At 63.8% G+C, this 20,228-nt stretch carries 21 protein-coding genes; 13 read left to right on the top strand and 8 right to left on the bottom strand.

What is annotated here, in order from left to right:
• Window positions 1-3: 3 nt before the first annotated feature.
• Together ACTIFE_RS00105 and ACTIFE_RS00100 are read right to left on the bottom strand one after the other, a co-directional pair.
• Window positions 4-543 carry a tripartite tricarboxylate transporter TctB family protein gene (locus ACTIFE_RS00105; RefSeq protein WP_439527130.1) on the bottom strand — a complete coding sequence of 180 codons (540 nt, stop codon included), beginning with the start codon at window positions 541-543 and terminating at the stop codon, window positions 4-6.
• Window positions 544-619: 76 nt separating this feature from the next.
• Window positions 620-1,576, bottom strand: a complete 957-nt coding sequence (locus ACTIFE_RS00100; protein WP_439527129.1) for a tripartite tricarboxylate transporter substrate-binding protein — start codon at window positions 1,574-1,576, stop codon at window positions 620-622.
• A 140-nt stretch (window positions 1,577-1,716) separates the two neighbouring features.
• On the opposite strand from ACTIFE_RS00100, the gene ACTIFE_RS00095 reads away from it, so the two are divergent.
• Genes ACTIFE_RS00095 through ACTIFE_RS00080 form a run of 4 tightly spaced genes read left to right on the top strand, consistent with a single transcriptional unit; the run spans window position 1,717 to window position 5,809 of the window.
• Window positions 1,717-2,478: an IclR family transcriptional regulator gene (locus ACTIFE_RS00095; protein ID WP_439527128.1), complete on the top strand. Its 762-nt coding sequence runs from the start codon at window positions 1,717-1,719 to the stop codon at window positions 2,476-2,478.
• Between the two features lie 18 nt (window positions 2,479-2,496).
• Window positions 2,497-3,771 (top strand): Tm-1-like ATP-binding domain-containing protein, encoded by a 1,275-nt coding sequence (locus tag ACTIFE_RS00090; RefSeq protein WP_439527127.1) that lies wholly within the window; start codon window positions 2,497-2,499, stop codon window positions 3,769-3,771.
• Window positions 3,768-4,439, top strand: coding sequence for an HAD family hydrolase (locus ACTIFE_RS00085; RefSeq protein WP_439527126.1), 672 nt, complete (start codon window positions 3,768-3,770; stop codon window positions 4,437-4,439). Before ACTIFE_RS00090 ends, ACTIFE_RS00085 begins: the two co-directional genes overlap by 4 nt.
• A 20-nt stretch (window positions 4,440-4,459) precedes the next feature.
• On the top strand, window positions 4,460-5,809 hold the full coding sequence (locus ACTIFE_RS00080; RefSeq protein ID WP_439527125.1) for an aspartate aminotransferase family protein: 1,350 nt from the start codon (window positions 4,460-4,462) through the stop codon (window positions 5,807-5,809).
• A 39-nt stretch (window positions 5,810-5,848) separates the two neighbouring features.
• Here the strand turns inward: ACTIFE_RS00080 and ACTIFE_RS00075 are convergent, their stop codons facing one another.
• Together ACTIFE_RS00075 and ACTIFE_RS00070 are read right to left on the bottom strand one after the other, a co-directional pair.
• Window positions 5,849-6,703, bottom strand: a complete 855-nt coding sequence (locus ACTIFE_RS00075) for a MurR/RpiR family transcriptional regulator (RefSeq protein WP_439527124.1) — start codon at window positions 6,701-6,703, stop codon at window positions 5,849-5,851.
• A gap of 81 nt (window positions 6,704-6,784) precedes the next feature.
• Window positions 6,785-7,846, bottom strand: coding sequence for a polyamine ABC transporter substrate-binding protein (locus tag ACTIFE_RS00070; RefSeq protein WP_439527123.1), 1,062 nt, complete (start codon window positions 7,844-7,846; stop codon window positions 6,785-6,787).
• 191 nt (window positions 7,847-8,037) lie between these two features.
• On the opposite strand from ACTIFE_RS00070, the gene ACTIFE_RS00065 reads away from it, so the two are divergent.
• Genes ACTIFE_RS00065 through ACTIFE_RS00050 form a run of 4 tightly spaced genes read left to right on the top strand, consistent with a single transcriptional unit; the run spans window position 8,038 to window position 12,042 of the window.
• Complete coding sequence (locus ACTIFE_RS00065) at window positions 8,038-9,147, top strand: ABC transporter ATP-binding protein (protein ID WP_439527122.1); 1,110 nt, start codon at window positions 8,038-8,040, stop codon at window positions 9,145-9,147.
• Window positions 9,144-10,043, top strand: coding sequence for an ABC transporter permease (locus tag ACTIFE_RS00060; protein ID WP_439527121.1), 900 nt, complete (start codon window positions 9,144-9,146; stop codon window positions 10,041-10,043). The genes ACTIFE_RS00065 and ACTIFE_RS00060 overlap by 4 nt, the downstream gene beginning before the upstream one ends.
• Before the next feature lie 12 nt (window positions 10,044-10,055).
• Window positions 10,056-10,880: an ABC transporter permease gene (locus ACTIFE_RS00055; protein WP_439527120.1), complete on the top strand. Its 825-nt coding sequence runs from the start codon at window positions 10,056-10,058 to the stop codon at window positions 10,878-10,880.
• A 31-nt stretch (window positions 10,881-10,911) separates the two neighbouring features.
• Window positions 10,912-12,042 (top strand): DmpA family aminopeptidase, encoded by a 1,131-nt coding sequence (locus ACTIFE_RS00050; RefSeq protein WP_439527119.1) that lies wholly within the window; start codon window positions 10,912-10,914, stop codon window positions 12,040-12,042.
• 19 nt (window positions 12,043-12,061) lie between these two features.
• Here the strand turns inward: ACTIFE_RS00050 and modC are convergent, their stop codons facing one another.
• The 4 genes from modC to ACTIFE_RS00030 all read right to left on the bottom strand — a co-directional run bounded on the left by modC (window position 12,062) and on the right by ACTIFE_RS00030 (window position 15,157).
• A complete protein-coding gene (gene modC, locus ACTIFE_RS00045; protein WP_439527118.1) occupies window positions 12,062-13,147 on the bottom strand; it encodes a molybdenum ABC transporter ATP-binding protein in 1,086 nt (361 codons plus the stop codon).
• Complete coding sequence (gene modB / locus ACTIFE_RS00040) at window positions 13,144-13,845, bottom strand: molybdate ABC transporter permease subunit (protein ID WP_439527117.1); 702 nt, start codon at window positions 13,843-13,845, stop codon at window positions 13,144-13,146. The genes modC and modB overlap by 4 nt, the downstream gene beginning before the upstream one ends.
• 15 nt (window positions 13,846-13,860) lie before the next feature.
• A complete protein-coding gene (modA, locus tag ACTIFE_RS00035; RefSeq protein WP_439527116.1) occupies window positions 13,861-14,670 on the bottom strand; it encodes a molybdate ABC transporter substrate-binding protein in 810 nt (269 codons plus the stop codon).
• 64 nt (window positions 14,671-14,734) lie between these two features.
• The gene (locus ACTIFE_RS00030; RefSeq protein ID WP_439527115.1) at window positions 14,735-15,157 is read right to left on the bottom strand and encodes a winged helix-turn-helix domain-containing protein; all 423 of its coding nucleotides are present in this window, start codon (window positions 15,155-15,157) and stop codon (window positions 14,735-14,737) included.
• 144 nt (window positions 15,158-15,301) lie between these two features.
• Here ACTIFE_RS00030 and msrB point away from each other — a divergent pair, with 144 nt between their 5' ends.
• From msrB to ACTIFE_RS00005, 5 genes are all read left to right on the top strand, one after another.
• Complete coding sequence (gene msrB / locus ACTIFE_RS00025; RefSeq protein ID WP_439527114.1) at window positions 15,302-15,748, top strand: peptide-methionine (R)-S-oxide reductase MsrB; 447 nt, start codon at window positions 15,302-15,304, stop codon at window positions 15,746-15,748.
• Between the two features lies 1 nt (window position 15,749).
• Window positions 15,750-16,259 (top strand): peptide-methionine (S)-S-oxide reductase MsrA, encoded by a 510-nt coding sequence (gene msrA / locus ACTIFE_RS00020; protein WP_439527113.1) that lies wholly within the window; start codon window positions 15,750-15,752, stop codon window positions 16,257-16,259.
• 156 nt (window positions 16,260-16,415) lie between these two features.
• Window positions 16,416-17,912 (top strand): protein adenylyltransferase SelO, encoded by a 1,497-nt coding sequence (locus ACTIFE_RS00015; RefSeq protein WP_439527112.1) that lies wholly within the window; start codon window positions 16,416-16,418, stop codon window positions 17,910-17,912.
• A 132-nt stretch (window positions 17,913-18,044) separates the two neighbouring features.
• Window positions 18,045-19,337, top strand: coding sequence for an SH3 domain-containing protein (locus tag ACTIFE_RS00010; protein WP_439527111.1), 1,293 nt, complete (start codon window positions 18,045-18,047; stop codon window positions 19,335-19,337).
• An 81-nt stretch (window positions 19,338-19,418) separates the two neighbouring features.
• Window positions 19,419-19,925: a cation:proton antiporter domain-containing protein gene (locus ACTIFE_RS00005; protein ID WP_439527362.1), complete on the top strand. Its 507-nt coding sequence runs from the start codon at window positions 19,419-19,421 to the stop codon at window positions 19,923-19,925.
• Window positions 19,926-20,228: the final 303 nt, after the last annotated feature.

The following is a 20,228-nucleotide window of genomic DNA, read 5'->3' as shown; positions in this document are numbered from 1 at the left end:
AGGTCAGAAATAGGTCAGGAAAAAAACGTCGAAGGGGGCCGGCAGCGCGTCATAGAGCGCACCTCCCGGGATTTTTACCGACAGGAGCGTGCGGAAAAACAGGACGACCCCCAGGCCGAAGCCCGCTGCAGCCAGCAGTGCGATCCGGCTGCGATATCCGCATCGCCAAGTGAGGCTGAGGCAGAAGACAAGCGTTGCCGGCAGATAGCCGAGGTAGGGCACGCTGAAGACATAGACGAGATACCAGCCCACGAACTCGAGCGAGCGGAGCCAGAGCACAGCCTCCTGCCAGCGTCCCGGCGTGCGCCGGACCCGGTTGGTGGCAATCAGATGCAGCGTCCCGAACAGCACCATCCCGGCAAGGCCAATGAACGGCCAGGTGCGCGGCTGGGCCGCCAGCCCCTTGCCCGGCAGCCAGTCAGTCTGCCATCCGATCTGCGCCAGGAGCAGAACCGACAGTCCGAGGAACAACATCGCAAACAGCAACTCGCCGGGACGGCGGGCCGTTGGAAAGACATGCGGGGTCGGATCGTCCGGCTGCATGAGCTGGCCTTCCCTGAGGTTTGGGAGCGTTCGAAGAGACGGGCCGGACAGTATTCAGACCGCCGGCCCGATCGCTTTACTGACCGAGAAGGCCGTTGACGCGCACAACGACGGCCTTGTCTGCCTCAATCTGCGCCTCGGAGGCAGCTGCGTCCTTCCAGTACAGGATCGCACCCGTGTCCGCAGAAAGCTTGCGCGCCCGTTCAGACACCATGGTCTCCTTGGCGACGGCGGCAATCTTGTCCTTGATCTCCTGTGGCGTGCCCTTGGACACGAACAGGCCGTTCCACAGCGACAGCTTCAACTCCGGCGCAACGGATGCCAGTTGCGGGGCATCCGGGATGACCGGGATGGGGCTGTCCGTGAGGGTGGCGAGGATCTGCACCTTGTCGAGGCAGGGCAGGATCTGCTGCATGGTGGTGGTGACGACATCGAAGTCGCCCGAGGCAAGCGTGTTGCAATCGAGCGCATCATTGGCTGCTTCCGCGCCCCACTCGAAACCCATCACCTTTGCTGCGGCCAGTGTTGCCTGGGTCGGCAGAAGGAACGAGCCGAAGTGCCCGAGAGCAACGCTGTCGCCCGTGTCTTTCACGTGCTTGGCCAGCTCTTCCATCGTGTCATAGGGCGCATCCTTGAGCGTCGCGATGACGAAAGGATAGGTCAGAAAGATGCCGACCGGCTCGAACGGGTTCGGGTTGAGCGCCGGAATGCCGACCTCCGGCCCGATGACCGGAATGTCCACGACGAACGACCCGATGGTGCTGCCATCCGGCTTGGTTCCGGCCACATCGACCGCACCCGGGAATGGGCCGCCGTCGCTGGGTTTGTTGATGACGGCTGCCGCGACGCCGTATTGCGCCTGGAAGTCCTCGGCGATCATCCGGGTCAGCACGTCTTCAAGGTCCCCGGGAGGGAAGGGAACGACGAAGCTGACCGGCTTCTCCGGATACTCGGCCTGGGCGGCACTGGTGAAGATTGCTGAGCTTGAAAAAGTCACAGCCGCTGCGAGCGCGGCGAGAAATGCCTTCTGCATGGTTCCGTCCTCTTCTGCTGTTCCCGATGGCCTTTGGCCTTATTGGTTCATTATTCGAACCTTCATTTCAAATATAGACTTGCAAAGGAATGCGGTCGCTGTCAAGTTAATTGCGATGTTATTGATCTGGGAGGATCCATGTGAGTACGGTGGGCAAGGCGCTGACGCTCCTGAACCTTGTGGCTTCGCTGAGCGAGGACACCGGCCTGACGGAGATCGCCCGGCTGGCCGGCCTCGACAAGGCGACCGCCCGGCGGCTGCTTGTCGATCTTGAGGCGCATGGCTTCATCGAGCAGGACAAGGCGACCAAGCGGTACCGCATCGGCGCGGCGCCGGTGCGCCTCGCCCGCATCCGCGAAGCGCGGTTCCCCTTCCTGCGCACTGCCGTTCCCATTGTGAAGGCACTCAACGAGGAGACGGGAGAGACCTGTCACCTCAGCGAGTTTTCAGGCCACGAATTGTGGACCGTCCATGTGGAAACATCACCCCGCGCCAACAGGGTTATCGTGGAGGTTGGCTCCTGTTATCCGCTGCATGCGACCGCATCGGGCTTGGCCCTCCTTGCGTTCCTGCCGGAAGACCAGCGCGAAACCTTCCTGGCGCAGCCGCTGAAAGCCTTTACGGCACAAACCGTTACGGATCCCGCAGCACTGCGTGCCCGCATTACCGAGACCCGTGCCCGCGGCACTTCGATCAGTCGCAACGGCCTTGAGCCCGGCGTGATCAGCACCGCCGCCCCCATCCTATCCCCCGACGGATTGCCGGTCGGGACCATTTCCATCGCCGCGCCGGAAGTGCGCGTCGATGACGCGCGTCTGACAGAGCTCAATGCCGCAGCACGCCATGCCGCCAGCCGCTTGTCGGCGGCCCTTTACGGACTGGACATCCGCCAAAAGAAGTAACCAGAGGGACCTAGAACCATGACCACAGGCGATAAACCGCCCGCGATCCTGTTGATCGGAACCGGCGACACCAAGGCTGAAGAACTCAGCTACATGGCCGAGCGGATCCAGGACGCAGGCGGCCGGGCCGTTCTGATGGATGTCAGCATCCTGGGGGACCCGCCCTATATTCCCGAGTTCGACAAGCACGCAGTCGCCGCCGCCGCGTCCACTACAATCGAGGCGATTGCCGCAAGTGGTGACGAGAACACGGCGATGGCCGCCATGGCACTCGGCGCGTCCACCCTGGCACGGCAGCTTCATGATCAAGGTGAGATCGACGGTGCGCTAATTCTTGGCGGCACGATGGGGACGGACCTCGCGCTGGATGTGGCCCTTGCCCTGCCGCTCGGGGTGCCGAAGTTTGTTGTCTCCACCATTTCGTATTCGCATCTCGTCCCACCGGAGCGGGTGGCCGCCGACCTGATGATGATTCTCTGGGCCGGCGGGCTCTATGGTCTCAACGAGACCTGCCGTGCGGTGCTCTCGCAGGCGTGCGGCGCCGTGGTGGGCGCGGCCAGAAGCAGCCAGCCTCCCCAACAGGCCCGTCCGGTCGTGGCCTTGTCCTCGCTTGGCAAAAGCTGCCTGAAATACATGGTGCACCTGCGTCCCGAACTGGAGAAGCGTGGTTACGAAGTCGTCGTCTTTCACACAACAGGCATGGGCGGCCGCGCCCTGGAGGCCCTTGCTGCGCAAAAGCGCTTCGCCGCCGTGCTCGACTTCAGCCTGCAGGAAGTCGCCAATCACCTCAACGGTTCCGTCGTGACATCCGGGGCCGACCGGCTGGAAAATGCGGGGCTCGCTGGCATTCCGCAGATTGTCGCCCCCGGCGCCATCGACATGGTCGACTTCCCGACCTGGCAACCGGTGCCGAGCCAGTTCAATGACAGGCCCTACCATGCCCACAACCGCCTGCTGGCCTCCGTCACTACCGGGCCTGAGGGCCGGCGGGAGGTGGCCCGGGAGATTGCCCGCAAGCTGGCGAAGGCAACCGGACCGGTCACGTTCCTGCTGCCGAACGGCGGGATCCAGCAATGGGACCAGGAAGGTGAGCCGCTGCACGACCCTGAGAACCTCGCCGCGTTCCTCGACGAAATGCGCAAGGTTATTCCGGCCAACGCGGCACTTGTCGAGATCGACGGGCATATCAACAGCGCAGAATTCACCAGCACAGCCCTCGCCCAGTTTGATCGATGGGTCGAGGCAGGTGTCATCGCGCCGGGAACCCCGGCAGCAGAGGGGGCGGCAGCATGAGCGCAAAAGCTCTCGTGCTCGACTTCGGCGGCGTCGTCACACGCACCCTGTTCGAGACGCATGACCTCTCTGAAAGCGCTCTGGGCCTGCCATCTGGCACCCTGACCTGGCGCGGCCCCTTTGCCCCCGCCGAAGGGCCGCGTGCCGATGCGCTGTGGCAGGCGATGCAGCGCGACGAGATTTCCGAACGCGACTACTGGATGACGCGCACCCGCGAGACCGGCGCCTTGCTGGGTGAGACCTGGACGAAGATGGAAACCTTCGTCCAACGCGCCCGAGGAGCCGATCCCGAAGCCGTCATGCGGCCGGAGGCCCTGAAATCCATCGCCCTTGCCAAGGCGGCCGGCAAGCGGCTCGCCATCCTGTCGAACGAGCTGGACCTCTTCTATGGCGCGGACTTCCGGCAGAAGCTGCCGTTCCTCGCCGACTTCGAGGTGATCGTCGACGCGACCTACAGCGGCATCCTGAAGCCCGATCCCCGCGCCTATGCCGCTGTCACGGACGCGCTGCAGCTGCCGGCCGGCGAGTGCGTTTTCGTCGATGACCAGCTTCGCAACATCCGTGGCGGCGAGGCGGCCGGCATGATCTGCGTGCACTTCGATGTCACCCGCCCTGACCAGTCCTACGCCGAGGCGCTTCGCCACCTCGGCGTCCCTTCCCCCTTCTGATCCTCCAAGAGGAGTGCGCCATGCGCGACATGAACTTCCTGACGGAAAACAACGCCCGCTCGATCTGGCATCCGATGGCCCATCCGGCCGAGATGCAGGCCAATCCGCCCCGCGTCATCATGAAGGGCGAGGGTGTCACCGTGACCGACCTTGACGGCCGGTCAGTGCTGGATGCGGTCGGCGGCCTGTGGAACGTCAATCTCGGCTATTCCAGCGATCCGGTGAAGGAGGCAATTGCCCGCCAGCTCGCGGAACTGCCCTACTACTCCGGTTTCCGCGGCACCTCGACCGGCCCTTCAATTGAACTCGCCTATGAGCTGGCGGAATTCTTCGCCCCCGAAGGCATGGTGCGCAGCTTCTTCACCTCCGGCGGCTCGGATTCGGTGGAATCCGCCCTGCGTCTTGCCCGCCAGTACTGGAAGATCAAGGGCGAGGCCGACCGGACCAAGTTCCTGGCGCTGAAGAAGGGCTATCACGGCACCCATTTCGGTGGTGCCTCCGTCAACGGCAACGCCAATTTCCGCCGCAACTACGAGCCGCTGCTGCCGGGCTGCTTCCACATCCCCGCCCCCTGGACCTATCGCAATCCCTTTGACGAGACCGATCCGGCGAAGCTCGCCAGGCTCTGCATCCGCGCACTGGAGGACGAGATCGCCTTCCAGGGTGGCGACACGATTGCCGCCTTCATCATGGAACCGGTGCTGGGCGCGGGCGGCGTCATCGTCCCGCACGAGAGCTTCATGCCGATGTTGCGCGAGGTGCTCGACCGGCACGGCATCCTGCTGATCGCCGACGAGGTGGTCACCGGCTTCGGCCGCACCGGTGCCTGGTCGGGCTCGCGCCTGTGGGGCGTGAAGCCGGACATGATGACCATCGCCAAGGCCATCACCTCCGGCTACTTCCCGCTCGGCGCCACCCTGATCAGCCAGAAGGTCGCCGACGTCTTCGAGGCGGACCGCACCTCCTTCGGCGCCATCGGTCACGGCTACACCTATTCCGGTCATCCGGTCGGCTGCGCGGCAGGGCTTGCCGCCCTTGCTGAGACGAAGCGCCTGGACCTCGCCGGCAATGCAGCAGCCCGGGGCGAGGAACTGGCCGCCGTTCTCGCCGACCTCAAGACGCGCTACGACGTGGTCGGCGATGTGCGCAGCAAGGGTCTGATGGCGGCGCTCGAACTGGTCAGCGACCGCGCCAGCAAGAAGCCGGTTGACAAGAAGGTGATGGCCGCTGTCGCAGACGGGGCCTACGAGGCGGGGATCATGATCCGCGTGTCGGGCAACAACATCATCCTGTCGCCCCCGCTGGTGATCACCTCCGCCGATGTCGCCCAGATCGCGGAAGGTCTGGCGGCCGGCCTTTCCAAGGCCTGAGCGGCATGCTGGCGCAACAAGAGCCCGGATCTCCCGGGCTCAATCCTCGAAATCGCCGAATGTGTCCTGCAGCGCGGTCAGCCTGTCGACCCGTGCGTTGACGCTGTCGCCAAGGGCGACGATCAGATTGGCGATGAGAAGATCAAACACGGCGACCATCATCACGGCGCCGTCCCAGAGCGGTCCGCGCGCGCCGGGCATGATGATCGGGATATCGGCGCAGTCGTCGGCAAAGGTGCAGGCGTCGTCGGAAATGAGCAGGACCGTCACGCCCGCCTCCCGCGCCGCGCGGGCCAAAGGCTGGGCCTTGGCGGCAAAGCGGCGAACATCGGCGAGGATCAGCAGCCGGTTCGGCACGCTGCCATCCAGCAGCTCGGCATAGGTGCCATTGAGCCCGTCGACGAACTGTACGCGTGGCCGGGCATAGGACAGCTGCGCGGCGAAATACTGGGCGACGCCGCGCACATTCTGATAGGCCGCGACGTAAATCTCTTCGGCCGCGACAATGGCCTCAATCGCCTGCTGCCATTGCGGCGCGGTGGTGATCTCGTACATGCGGGTGAGATCGTCGACCTGCTGCTGGATCAGCTGCGCCAGAAGCCGGCCATCGCGGGCGTCCTCCTTCAGCCGGTCAAAGCCACCGCGCACATCCCAGGCGGTGCGGGCGGAGCCTTCGCGCAGATCCTGCTTCAGGTCTTCAAGGCCGCTGTAGCCGAGGCGGCGCAGGAACCGGCCAACGGTCATCTGGCTGACGCCGACGCGCTCGGCAATCGACTTGGCCGTTTCGAACGGAACCTCGGCAAGGTTCCGCTCCAGATAGTTGGCAATGAGAATGTCCGACTTGGTCTGACGCGCGTCGGGCGATCTCAGCCTTGTCAGAACGACCGGTGTCATGGGCTACTCTCGATCTTGCCTGAAAGGTCAGCCACGGCAGACGCGCCGCCGCGGCTGACATGTTGCATCCTTGGCGAAAGACTATTGCGCCGTCTTCACCTGCGTCCACACCCGATCGACCTTGCGCAGGTCAGCCCCCAGATCCTCGAAGATCTGCAGCTTCGCCATCACCTCGGCCGGCGGGTTTATTTCCTTGGAGTTCTTGATGTTGTCCGGCGTCAGCGCCCGCGCCGGCCCATTGGCGGTACCGTTGGTCTGCTGGGCAATATTGAGCGCCACGATTTCCGGCCTGGTATAGAATTCGAGGAACCGGCGCGCATTCTCCTTGTTGGGCGCGCTCTTCAGGACGCAGATGTTCTCCTGGTACATGGTCGCGCCTTCCTCGGGAATGACGTAGCCGAGCTTCTCCGGCGCGCCAAAGACGTCCACCATCGCGCCCACGAAGAAATGCCCGGCAGCGACGTCACCAGCCTGGACCATCGGACGGGCATCATAGGTAAAGGCCGCCACATGCGGCTTCATGGCAATGACCGCATCCGCCGCCGCCTTGAGATCGGCAGGATCGGTGGAATTCACCGACTTGCCATTGAGGATGAGACCGACGCCCAGCACTTCGCGCATGTCATCGAGCAGCGTGAACTTGAGGTTCTTGGCGCTGACGGTGTCGATCAGATCCTTCCAGCCGGTCACGTCCTTGCCGAGAACCTCACGGTTGTAGACGATGCCAACGCTGCCCCAGGCATAGGGCATGCAATATTCGCCCTTGGGGTCGGACTTTGCCCGCAGAAACGACGGCTCGATGTTCCTGAAGCCCTCATAGGTATTGATGTCGGTCTTCTCGAGCAGGTCGAGCTTGGCCATGATGTCCTGCATGTGCACGGACGGGAACACGATGTCATAGGTCGTGCCGCCGGCCTGGATCTTGGCCAGCATTTCCTCGTTGGAGCCATAGGTGTCGAGATTGACCTTAGTGCCCGTCTCCGCCTCGAAGGCTTTCAGCACTTCCGGGTTGATATACTCACCCCAGTTGTAGACGTTCAGCACGCCTTGCGCGGCAGTGGCAACCGTGCCGGCAAAAACAAATCCGAGGCCAAGCGCGGTACAGGCGAGCAGGCTTCTGGACCTGCGGCGGTTCATGGTCATGGTGTAAAACTCCCCTGTTGGTGTCAGCGGTCGCGGGTGCCGCCCCTGTTCCCCGGTGGGCCAGCGGTCCGGTTCACCGAACTCGCTGCATTGACATCCGCACCTAAACGATATCATGATAACTAAAATATGGAACAGGTACTTCGATAACAAAACCTGTCCAGGGGAACATCAGTGGCGGAGTCCGGACCATGGACCACAGCAGCGTCAGGCTTGACGGGGCACGAAAGAGTTTTGCCTCGCCTGAAGGAACAACAGTCACGGCCTTGGCCGGCATTGACCTTGCCGTCCAGCCAAGTGAATTCCTGACCCTCCTCGGCCCCTCTGGCTGCGGCAAGACCACCTTGCTGCATGCCATCTCCGGCTTCGTCGAGCTGGACGCCGGGCGCATCTTCATCGATGGCGAGGACATGACGCACAGGCCGCCGAACAAGCGGCCAGTGAACACCGTGTTCCAGAGCTACGCGCTGTTTCCGCACATGAGTGTCGGCGACAACGTCGGCTACGCCCTCGATATCGCCCGTGTTGCACGGCTCGAACGCAACGCCCGCGTCGGGGCAGCGCTGGAGATGGTCGGCCTTGGCGGGCTGGAAAAGCGGCTGCCGCGCCAGCTGTCCGGCGGCCAGCAGCAGCGCGTCGCCCTCGCAAGGGCCATCGTCGCCCGGCCGAAGCTGCTGCTGCTTGATGAGCCCCTGTCAGCGCTGGACCGCAAGCTGCGGCAGGCCATGCAGATCGAGCTGAAGACCCTGCAGCACGAACTGGGCATCGCCTTCGTCTTCGTCACACATGACCAGGAGGAGGCGCTGACCATGTCGGACCGTATCGCGGTGCTGAATGGCGGCGAGATCCAGCAGCTGGCCAGTCCCGGGGAGGTCTACAATCGCCCGGCCAACGGATTTGTCGCCTCCTTCATCGGCGCCAGCAATCTCTTCACCGGCAGCGGATCGGGAAGCGGGGCCGAGACCATCGTGCGCACCAGCGCCGGCCTGACGGTCCATGCCCGCATGGCCCTGCCCTCGAGCGGACCGGTGACGGCGCTGATCCGTCCGGAACAGTTTGCACTGGCACCGGACACCGGCACCCACGGCCTGTCCGAACTGCCGGTGAGCATCGACCAGGTGGTGTTCATGGGCATGGTGTTCGAAATCCACGGCCGCACGGACGATGGCCAGAAGGTGGTCGCGACGCTGCCCGCCTCGCAGCAGTCGCGGATCGCGGAAGCCGAAAGCCGGCGCAGCGCGGTGCTGACCTATGACCCGGCATCGGTGCATCTGTTCCCAGCCGTCAGCGAGGCGGCATGAGCACGCTGAAGGCCCGCAAACGGCAGCAGCTTGCGCTGTTGCTCGGGCCGGTCACGCTGTTTCTCGCCATTTTCCTGCTCTTACCGCTGGCGATCATGGTCACTTACAGCTTCCTCGCCCCTGGTCTCTATGGCGGGGTTGAATGGACATATTACCCGCACAATTATGGCCGCATCCTCGGCTTTGCCGATCCCGAGTTCGAGGATTTCGACCCGGTCTACCTGGCAATCTTCGCCCGTTCGGTGTCGATCGCGCTGATCACGGTCGCAGTGACGCTGCTGGTCTGCTATCCGGCCGCCTTCCAGATCGCTGCCTTGCCCGAACGCTGGAAGAACTTTGCGCTGTTCCTGATCACATTGCCGTTCTTCGCCAGCCTGATCGTGCGCCTGTTCATCTGGGTGCTGATCCTTCGCCCGACCGGATTCATCAATGAAACACTAGGGGCCCTGGGACTGATCGACCGCCCCCTTGACCTGCTCTACACGGAAGGCGCCGTGATCCTCGGGATGGTCTATATCTTCATCCCCTTCATGTTCCTGCCGCTTTATGCCAGCGTCGAGAAACTGGACTGGACCCTGATCCGCGCCTCGCAAGACCTCGGTGCCGGCAGCTTCGACACGTTTCGTCGCATCATCCTGCCGCTGACGCTGCCGGGCATCGCCGCCGGCTGCATCATCGTCTTCATCCCGGCGCTCGGAAACTTCATCGTCCCGGCGGTGCTGGGCGGGGCCAAGTCGCTGATGCTCGGCAATCTCATCGAGCAACAGTTCCTGGCCGCCCGCAACTGGCCGTTTGGCTCGGCGCTCGCCATGCTGGTGATGGCTGTGGTGCTGGTGCTCCTGTTCATCGCCGTTCGCCAGGACCGATCCGATCCGGCCGGCCCTGGCCACGCGTGAGGGAGGGGACCCATGTTCAGACATCTTGGCACGAAGGCGCTTCTGGCTTTCACAATCCTCTTCTTCGCCTTCATCTATGTTCCGATCGCTCTGATCGTCATCTACTCGTTCAACTCGGATCCGGTGAACATGATGCGCTGGTCCGGCTTCACGCTGGACTGGTACCGGCAGATCCTGGGCTTGCGCAACGTCGCCTCGGAGGCAGCGCTCTACATCGAGACAACGGAACAACTGCTGGCGGCCGTGAAGAACAGCTTCATCGTCGCCTTTTCAACCACGGCGCTTTCGACCTTTTTCGGCACCAGCGCCGCGCTGGCGCTTTACCGGCATCCCTTTGCAGCGCAGCGGCTCTACCGGGTGCTGCTGTTTGTCCCGATACTGATGCCTGACATCGTTCTCGGGATCGCCCTGCTGATCTTCTTTGTCGGTGCCGGCGCCCAACTCGGGCTCGGCACGATCATCACCGGCCAGACAACGTTTCTGACGTCCTATGTCTTCATCGTTGTCTCGGCCCGGCTGGCCGGCATGGACCGGAGCCTCGAACAGGCATCGGCGGACCTCGGTGCCAGCGAATGGACCACCTTCCGCCGCATCCTCTTGCCGCAGTTGATGCCGGGCATCCTGGGCGGTGCGCTGCTCGCCTTCATCATCTCGATGGACGATCTGGTGATCACCTATTTCATCTCCGGCACCAACACGCAGACCCTGCCGATCTACATCTTCGGCATGCTGCGACGGGGCATCAAGCCGGAGGTCAACGCGCTGGCGGTGATGATGCTCACCTTCTCCTTTGCCGTGGCCTTTGCAGGGCTGTATCTGCGCAACCGCAGGCGCTGAGACAACAAGAAGAACCGGAAGGAAACGCCCCATGTCCCAATCCGCGCCCCACAGCCCCCGCGCGCGCGATCTTGGCCTCGACCTGCCCGGCACGCCTGGCCCCTTCAACGCCATCACCGATGTGCCGGGCGTCGAGGTCGGGTTCCGCACCGTGATCGAGGATGTCCCGCGTCCCGGACGCCGCCGGCCGGTGCGCAGCGGCGTGACCGCAATCCTGCCACGCCCGCGCGGGGCCGATCCGTCCCCGGTCTATGCCGGCATTCACCGCTTCAACGGCAATGGCGAGATGACCGGCAGCCACTGGATCGAGGACGGTGGTTTCTTTGTCGGTCCGGTGCTGATCACCAACACCCATGCGGTCGGCGCGTGCCATCAGGCCGCGATCCGCTGGATGCTGGAAAGCCATCCCGAAACCTACAACGCCGGTGACCATCTCTGGCTGATGCCCGTCGTCGCCGAGACCTATGACGGCGTGCTCAACGACATCAACGGGCTGCCTCTGACCGAGGCCGATGCCCGGGCGGCGCTGGACGCGGCGCAGCCTGGTCCGGTCGCCGAAGGCAATGTCGGCGGCGGCACGGGCATGATCGCCTATCGCTTCAAGGCCGGAACCGGCACCGCCTCGCGCAAGGTGACCTTTGACGGCAGCGAGTTCACCGTCGGCGTGCTGGTGCAGGCCAACCATGGCATCCGCGAGTGGTTTTCCCCGCTCGGCGTGCCCGTTGGCCGGCACATGCCGATGGCAGACAGCGACGGGCCGGACGACCATGAACGTGGCTCGATCATCATCATCATCGCCACGGACCTGCCACTCGCGCCGCATCAGCTGAAGCGTCTGGCCCGGCGCGGGGCGCTCGGCATCGCGCGCGGCGGCACCGCCGGCGGCAACTCCTCCGGCGACATCTTCCTCGCCTTCTCCACGGCCAATGCCCGGCCGCTGCCGCACAAGGCCCCTGCCCGCTACGCGCTGGAGATGGTGAACGACGACCTGCTCGATCCCGTCTATCAGGCAGCAGTGGAAGGCGTGGAAGAGGCCGTGCTCAACTCCATGATCGCAGCGCGAGACCTGGGCGGCACCGAGCATGACATCGCGCTGGTGAAAGCCATCGACCACGGTGCCCTGGTGGAGATCATGCGCCGCTATGGCCGGGTGAAGGACTGACATCCGCCCAATCGGGGTTCTAGCCCGAAGCATCACCGGACGAAGCCAGCGCGACAGACTTCAGCACCACGTGGCAGGCCTCGCCGCTTGCAAGGCCCAGCGCAAGGGCGGAGCGCTCGGTCAGGGACGCAAGCAGCCGGTCGGACCCGAGCTGCAGTTGCACCAGAACGCGGCCTGGCCCGGCGGGCTCAAGCCGCAGGACTTCCGCCAACAGGATGTTGAGCGCCGACAGGCCAACGGGTGCCTGCCGCGACAGGATCACGTCTTCAGCCGAGATTCGCAGGCGCACGGCAGAACCGGGGGCGGCAGTCATTTGCGGCAGCAGCAGGGTCCCCGCCGCGATGCGGACTTCGGTCAAGCCGTCGACTGTGTGTGACTGGATGACGCCTTCCAGCAATGCGCCACTCCCGGCGGCGCCCAACGTTCCGGCTGCCAGCGGATCGGAGAGGACTGCCGCTGCAGGCCCTGCGCGAACCACACGGCCCGCATCCAGCACCACCACATGCGCCGCAAGACGCGCGACTTCGGCCAGCGAGTGGCTGACATAGAGGATCGGCACCGCGCTTTCGCGGACAAGGTGTTCGAGATAAGGCAGGATCTCCGCCTTGCGCGCCTCGTCCAGCGCGGCAAGCGGCTCATCCATCAGGAGGAGACGCGGGCGCGCGAGCAAGGCCCGACCAATGGCCACCCGCTGCTTCTCGCCACCGGACAGACTTGCCGGCGTCCGGTCAAGAAGGGCTGCAATCCCGAGAAGGTCGACCACCCGCGACAGCTCTGTCGCCGTGCCGCCGCCGGTAAACCAATGGCCGTACAGGAGGTTCTGGCGCACGGAGAGATGGGGAAACAGGCGGCCTTCCTGGAACACATAGCCCATGCGCCGCCGATGCACCGGAACCTCGATGCGTTTCACCGTGTCGAGCAGCCGCACCGGTCCGAGCGTGATCTCGCCCTCATCCGGTCTTAGCAAACCGGCAACGGCCTGCACGATGCTGGTCTTGCCGCAGCCCGAACGGCCGAACAGGGCGGTCACACCACCCGGGCTGCGGAAGGCGACATCGAGATCAAATCCGGCAAAGCGGTGTCTGAGGCGGACATCGAGCGTCATCGTCCGGATATCCTCCGCGCCACACGCTGGGCAACCACTTCCGACAGGAGCAGCGCCAGCATGGCGATGGCCACAGAAATCAGCACCAGCCGGAAGGCCGCCGCATCGCCGTCAGGAACCTGAAGGAAGGAATAGATGGCGGAGGGCAAGGTCTGGGTTTCACCGGGAATGTTGGACACAAAGGTGATGGTGGCGCCGAACTCGCCCATCGCCTTGGCAAAAGCGAGAATGGAGCCAGCAACGATGCCCGGCAGGATCAGCGGCAGGGTGACAGTCAGGAACACCCAGATCCGCGAGGCACCGAGGGTAGCCGCCGCCTGTTCCAGCTTCGGATCCACCGCCTCGATGGACAGCCGGATGGCCCGGACCATCAAGGGAAACGCCATCACCCCGGCAGCCAGCGCCGCGCCGGTCCAGCGAAAGGCAAAGACGATGCCGAAGGCCTCGTAGAGGAATGAGCCAACCGGTGCCTTGCGTCCGAAGGTCAGCAGCAGCAGATAGCCGGTCACAACTGGCGGCAGGATCAGCGGCAGATGGACGAGGCCGTTGAGCAGCTGGCGCCCGGGAAATCGGCCGCGTGCCAGCGCCAGAGCAACGAGAACGCCCAGCGGCAGGCTGACCAGCGTGGCCCAGAACGATACCCGGAGCGACAGGACCACCGCCTGCCATTCCTCCGCACTCAGCCACCCCGGTTCCATACGCCTGTCAGACCCTCACTTGCCCAGAACCTTGAAGCCCTGCCGTTCGAAGGCGGACCTTGCGGCTTCCCCCTGGAGATAGGCAAGGAACGCCGCAGCGCCGTCGCGTGCCTCGGCGGTCAGGGCTGCCGGATAGACGACAGGGTCATGGCTGCCAGCTGGAAAGGTGCCAACGACGCTGACGTTCTTTTCCGCAACCGCATCTGTCGCATAGACAATGCCAAAAGGCGCTTCGCCCGTCGCAACCAGCGCCAGGGCCGCTCGGACGTTATCTGACTGCGCCACCGTGGCCTCAACCGACGGCCAGAGGCCGAGCGACGTCAGCGCGGCCTTGCCATAGACACCCGCCGGGACGCTGTCGACCAGCGCCATTGCCAGCCTGTTGTTACCCAGGAGAGCGGCGAGGTCGAGCTTGCCAGTGATCTCAAACTTCGGCGCATCGGTGCCATGGGCCACGAGAACCAGCGTGTTGCCGAGAAGATCGACGCGGCTGTCCTCCTTGATCAGCTTTGCCTTGGCGAGCTTGTCCATCCAGTCGGTGCTGGCCGAGATGAAAATGTCTGCCGGCGCGCCTTGTTCGATCTGCTTGGCCAGCGCTGAGCTGCCGCCATAGGACACGGTCACCTTGTCGGCGCCGGCTCCCTGATACGCCGTGACGATGTCATCCAGCGCCGTTTTCAGCGACGCAGCCGCAAAGACAGTGGTTTCAGCCGCCTGCGCGGGGGCAACGGGCGCGAAGTTGATCGCGACGGCAAGGGCTGCTGCGAAGACGGAAGTGAGCGTCTTCCGGCCAAAGAACGAGGTGACGTCAGAGAGCGGGCGCATGAAATCCTCCGCATGCGTTATATCCGCCTGGAAATATCGCAAGCTGATCGCAGCTTCGCAAGCGTTATTTCTGATCGGACATATCCCGCAACAACGAGCGGATCGTATCGATTTCGGAGGACCCGGCTTCCGCGATCCGGTCTTCCAGCTTGCGGTACTCGGCAAGGATGCGCTCACCTGTGGGTGTCAGTTGTGCGCCCCCGCCTTTTGCGCCTCCGCGGGAGCTGTCAACCAGCGGCTCCCGGAAGGCGGCGTTGAGATGCTCCACCAGCATCCACGCCCGCTTGTAGCTCATCTTCATGCGCCGGCCAGCCCCCGCGATCGAGCCTTCTTCACGGATGAACTCAAGCAGTTCAACCTTCCCCGGGCCCAGCATGGCATCATTGCCAAACACCAGCCGCAGTCGCAGTTTCGGCCATGGCACATCGGGAGCCTCTTCCAGGTGGTAGGCTGGCGGCAGGGAAGAAGGGGCATAAGGGTCAGTCATGGGTCCGAAGCCTTTGCCGCAGAAGGTGCGGTTTGCAAGAGAAAATCACGCTCACCTGCCTCTCACACGGAGGTGTTTCCGCCGGATCTGGGCAAAGCAGCGCGAATGCACCATATCTTGCGGCATGATGACGGAGGTTTGACGATGACGTCCTACAGAAAGTCCGAAGAAGCCATTGCCCGCCTGAATGCCGAACAATTCCGGGTCACACAGCAAAGTGGAACCGAGCGTCCCGGCACCGGTGAATATCTCTACAACAAGGAGCCAGGGATCTACGTCGATATCGTCTCGGGCGAACCACTTTTTGCCTCCTCAGACAAGTATGAGTCCGGTTGCGGCTGGCCGAGCTTCACCAAGCCGATCGAGCCCGCGCATGTGACCGAACTTACCGATACGACCCATGGCATGATCCGCACGGAAGTGCGGTCGACCCATGGCGACAGTCATCTCGGCCACGTGTTCCCGGACGGCCCGCGTGACAGGGGTGGCCTGCGCTACTGTATCAATTCTGCTGCTTTGCGCTTCATTCACCGCGATGACATGGACCGCGAGGGCTATGGTGCCTATCTCGACCAGGTGGAGGACATCTGACATGCGCGAAACTGCAATTCTCGCCGGCGGCTGCTTCTGGGGCATGCAGGACCTGATCCGCAAGCTGCCCGGCGTGCTCGCGACCCGCGTCGGCTATACGGGGGGCGACGTGCCCAATGCGACCTACCGCAACCACGGCACCCATGCCGAGGGAATCGAGATCGTGTTCGACCCGGCTGTGATCAGCTACCGCCGCCTGCTCGAATTCTTCTTCCAGATCCACGACCCCACCACGCGGAACCGCCAGGGCAACGACATCGGCCTGTCCTACCGCTCGGCGATCTACTACGTCGACGAGACGCAGAAACAGGTCGCGCTGGACACCATCGCCGATGTCGATGGCTCCGGGATCTGGCCCGGCAAGGTGGTGACGGAAGTCGAACCGGCTGGCCCCTTCTGGCAGGCCGAGCCGGAACATCAGGATTACCTGCTGCGGTACCCCAATGGCTACACCTGCCATTTCCCCAGGCCGGGCTGGGTCTTGCCCAAGCGAAACGCAGCCGCCGAGTGACCTTGCGGACGGCGAGTTTAGCTGAGTGAATTAACACGGCGTTCATCAGCGCAACCGATTGCGGGTGCGCTGGTGGCGCGATGTGGACTTGCAGGCGTGACCGGCCGGCAAAGAAGCCTTAGATTTGATGAGAATTTTAAGGAGCGGATCATCCGCATGACGCAGGCCATACTCGTCTTCGACAACAGCTACGCCCGTGATCTCGACGGTTTCTACGTGTCGTGGCGAGGCGATGTCGCCCCGGCTCCGCGCCTTCTGAAGCTCAATCGCGCCCTCGCGCTGGAACTGGGTATCGACCCGGACAAACTGAACGACGATCAGGCGGCGCGGCTGTTCTCCGGCAGCCAGATGCCTGAGGGCGCAGCTCCGCTGGCACAGGCCTATGCTGGCCACCAGTTTGGCGGCTTTTCTCCTCAGCTCGGCGATGGCAGGGCCTTGCTGATCGGCGAGGTCATCGACCGCAACGGACACCGGCGCGACATTCATCTGAAGGGCTCGGGCCGCACACCGTTTTCCCGCGGCGGCGACGGCAAGGCAACCATCGGGCCGGTGCTGCGCGAATACATTATCGGCGAAGCCATGCATGCGCTCGGCATTCCGACGACGCGGGCGCTGGCGGCGGTTGCTACGGGAGAACAGGTGCTGCGCGACACGATCCTGCCTGGGGCTGTATTGGCCCGGGTGGCGTCCAGCCACATCCGCGTCGGCACGTTCCAGTTCTTTGCGGCCAGATCCGAAGTGAGCCGTCTGCGCCAGCTGACCCTCTACACGATTGCCCGCCACGATCCCGACCTTCTGGAGAACGGCGACATCACGGGAGCGGCGGTGCTCGGGTTCCTGTCCAGGGTGATCGACCGGCAGGCGAAACTGGTGGCGCAGTGGATGCTGACCGGTTTCATCCACGGCGTGATGAACACGGACAACATGACTGTCTCCGGCGAAACCATCGACTATGGCCCCTGCGCCTTCATGGACGCCTATGATCCGAGAACCGTCTTCAGCTCGATCGACACCCACGGCCGCTATGCCTTCGGCAACCAGCCGGCCATTGCTCAGTGGAACCTTGCCCGGCTTGCCGAGGCATTGCTGCCTCTGATCGACGACAACGAGTCCGCCGCTATCGAGCGGGCAAGCGAAGCGATCAACGGGTTTCCGGAGCGTTTCGAAGCGGCCTGGGCAGAAGGCATGCGCGCCAAGATGGGGCTGGAAAGCGCGGAAGACGGCGATGCAACGCTGGGCGCGGAGTTGTTGGCAAGCCTGCAGGCGGCAGATCAGGCTCCAGCGCTCGACTACACGCTGGCGTTCCGCCAGCTCGCCGCCGTGGCCGGCGGACTGGCCGAGCACCCCGGTCCAGCAGGCGAAGACAGCGAGCGCTTCAAAGCCTTCACGCAGGTCTACAAGGCGCGGCTTGACCGGGACGCCATGCCGGCAGAACGGCGCATGGCGGCAATGCTTGCGGTCAACCCGCTGTATATCCCGCGCAATCACAAGGTCGAGGAAGCTCTGGCCGCAGCGGTTGCGGGAGATTTGGCTCCGTTCAACCGCCTGCTGGACGTTCTGTCCGATCCCTTTACCGAGCGCGCCGGTCTTGAGGCATATGCAGAACCAGCACCTATGACCTTCGGGCCATATCGCACGTTTTGCGGCACGTGACCGGGGACACCCGGGGATGATGACCGTCGCGGCATTCTGCCGATGATTTGTGATAAAACCGACATGCTGCAACCTGGTCGTTCGCGTAAGCTTCCCTGACCGCCTTTCCCATCGCGCAACGGAGCGACTGACGTGACACGTGCCGCAATTCTTCTTGGTCTCGCCTGTCTGCTGATGGCGCCCTTTTCCGCCGCGACGGCGCAAGACACACGGAGCGTGCGGGTCGAGTTTGCCCGTGGCCAGTCCTCGGCCGAGTTTGCCGGGCGCCTGCGTGGCCGGGAAAGCGTCGACTACGTTCTGAGCGCCCGTGGCGGACAACGGCTCAATGTCGACCTCAGTGCGGACAACGGGTCGACCTATTTCAACATCCTGCCGCCACGCGGCGACACCGCGATCTTCATCGGTTCGTCGGATGGCAACCGGTTCTCCGGCCTGCTGCGCCAGAGTGGCGAGTACCGCATTCAGGTCTACCTGATGCGCAACGCGGCCCGGCGCGGCGAAAGCTCCCGGTTCACCCTTGCGGTGGCGGTGCGCGGCGACGGCCCGGTCCGTCCATCCCCGGGAATCGGCGGACGCGGCAACTGGATGGTAACGGGCCTGCAGCCAGGCGACAGGCTGAACCTGCGCGCCGGGCCAGGCCAACGCTTTGGCATCATTGACGCTGTGCCGAACGGAACCCTGCTGCACAACCTCGGCTGCGAGGCCGGCGGCCAGTCAGAATGGTGCAAGGTCTCACTGGGCAATGAACAAGGCATCAGTGGCTGGGTGAACCGGCGCTTCATTGCCGAAATCCGCAACGCGCCGGGTCAGCCACAGCCACAGCCATCGGCACCGGCACCGCAACCGGACTTCGCCGACGGTCTGGCTGGAGGCCCCGACTACTGGATGGTGACTGGTCTGTCCGGCGCAGACATGCTGAACATGCGCAGCGCGCCGGGCGCGGGCAATCCTGTCGTCGGCAAGCTTGCCAACGGCATGGTGGTGCGCAACCTGGGGTGCCGGATGGCCGGTGGTGGACGCTGGTGCCAGATTGCGACGGGCCTGAACGAACGGATGACCGGCTGGGTCAGCGGGCGCTTTCTCGTCGAAGCCGGGTCTCCGGTAGCCCCCGGTGCGCCAGTGCCTGTGCAGCCACAACGCCCGCGACCGCCGCAAGAGATCACCGGCCTGTTGCCCTGCGCAACGACCCTCGGCCAGCCAACGGGAACCTGTCCGTTCCGGGCGCAGCGCGGAGAACCCGGCAACGCGGCAGTCTGGATCGCGCTGCCATCGGGGCGTGAACGTTTCATCGAGTTTCGTGGCGGCCGGGTCGTGGCGACAGATCCCGGACTGAGTTTCGCGGCCGAACGGGTCGGAGGCCTGACGTTGGTCCGGATTGGCGGCGAACGCTATGAAATCGCCGACGCCCTGCCCTTCGGCGGCTGAACAAGCCAATTTGGCACCTGCCCAAAAGGAAGGCCCGGCACACGGCCGGGCCAGGTTCGGCGGAAGCGACCGGTCGCCTTTCTGTCCGGCTCTGTTTTGGACAGCCGCTGGTACAATCTTGAGCGGATGGATGCGTTTCGCGGCACGGTGCTGATGACCGTGATGCCTGTGTTCTTCTTGTCGACGGGTTTACGGACGAGTTGGGACATGGGTGGCGTTGGGGTTCTAGCGGCGGGTGGCTTCCTGCTTGTTGCCTCGGTGTCCGGCAAGCTTCTTGGTGTTCAGATTGCGGGCCGGCTTCTGGGGTGGGAACGAGGCGAGGCTTTGATCATTGGGTGGCTGCTTCAGACGAAGGCATTGATCATGATTATTTTTGCGAACATCCTGCTCGACAAGGCGATCATCACGCCGGGCACGTTCACGGCTCTTTTGCTGATGGCGGTTGGATCGACGATGCTGACGATGCCCATGGTTGGGCCTCTGCTTTTGCGGTACCGCAGCATCGGCAGCAAGTCGGGGGATGATGTTGGATTGGAGGGGTGTGCCGTGGTTGATCGGCCGCTTGGCGTGCAGGAGGGCCGGGTCTGAGCCGAATGCGCTGGGGTTTGGCACCATCGAGCGGTGGTTCCTGTCCTTTTGGCGCATTTTTTCGAGGTGAGCGTTTGCCTGCGAGGGCATTGGAGACGCCGGCATGGCAACAGGGGGCGGGGTGTTTTTATTGGCCTGTTGTTTTAGCGCTGTTTCTTTGTTCTTGTTTTGTTCTTTTTCTGATGAGGTTTGGGTGGGTCGATGCGTTGGTTTTTGTGTTTGGTTGTTTTGGGGAGATTTGGTTGCGGGGGCAGGATTTGAACCTGCGACCTTCAGGTTATGAGCCTGACGAGCTACCGGGCT

The organism is Pannonibacter sp., from assembly GCF_051860505.1.
Classification (GTDB): domain Bacteria; phylum Pseudomonadota; class Alphaproteobacteria; order Rhizobiales; family Stappiaceae; genus Pannonibacter.
The sequence above is the reverse complement of the archived record's forward strand: the minus strand, read 5'-3'. Positions and strand labels throughout refer to the sequence as shown.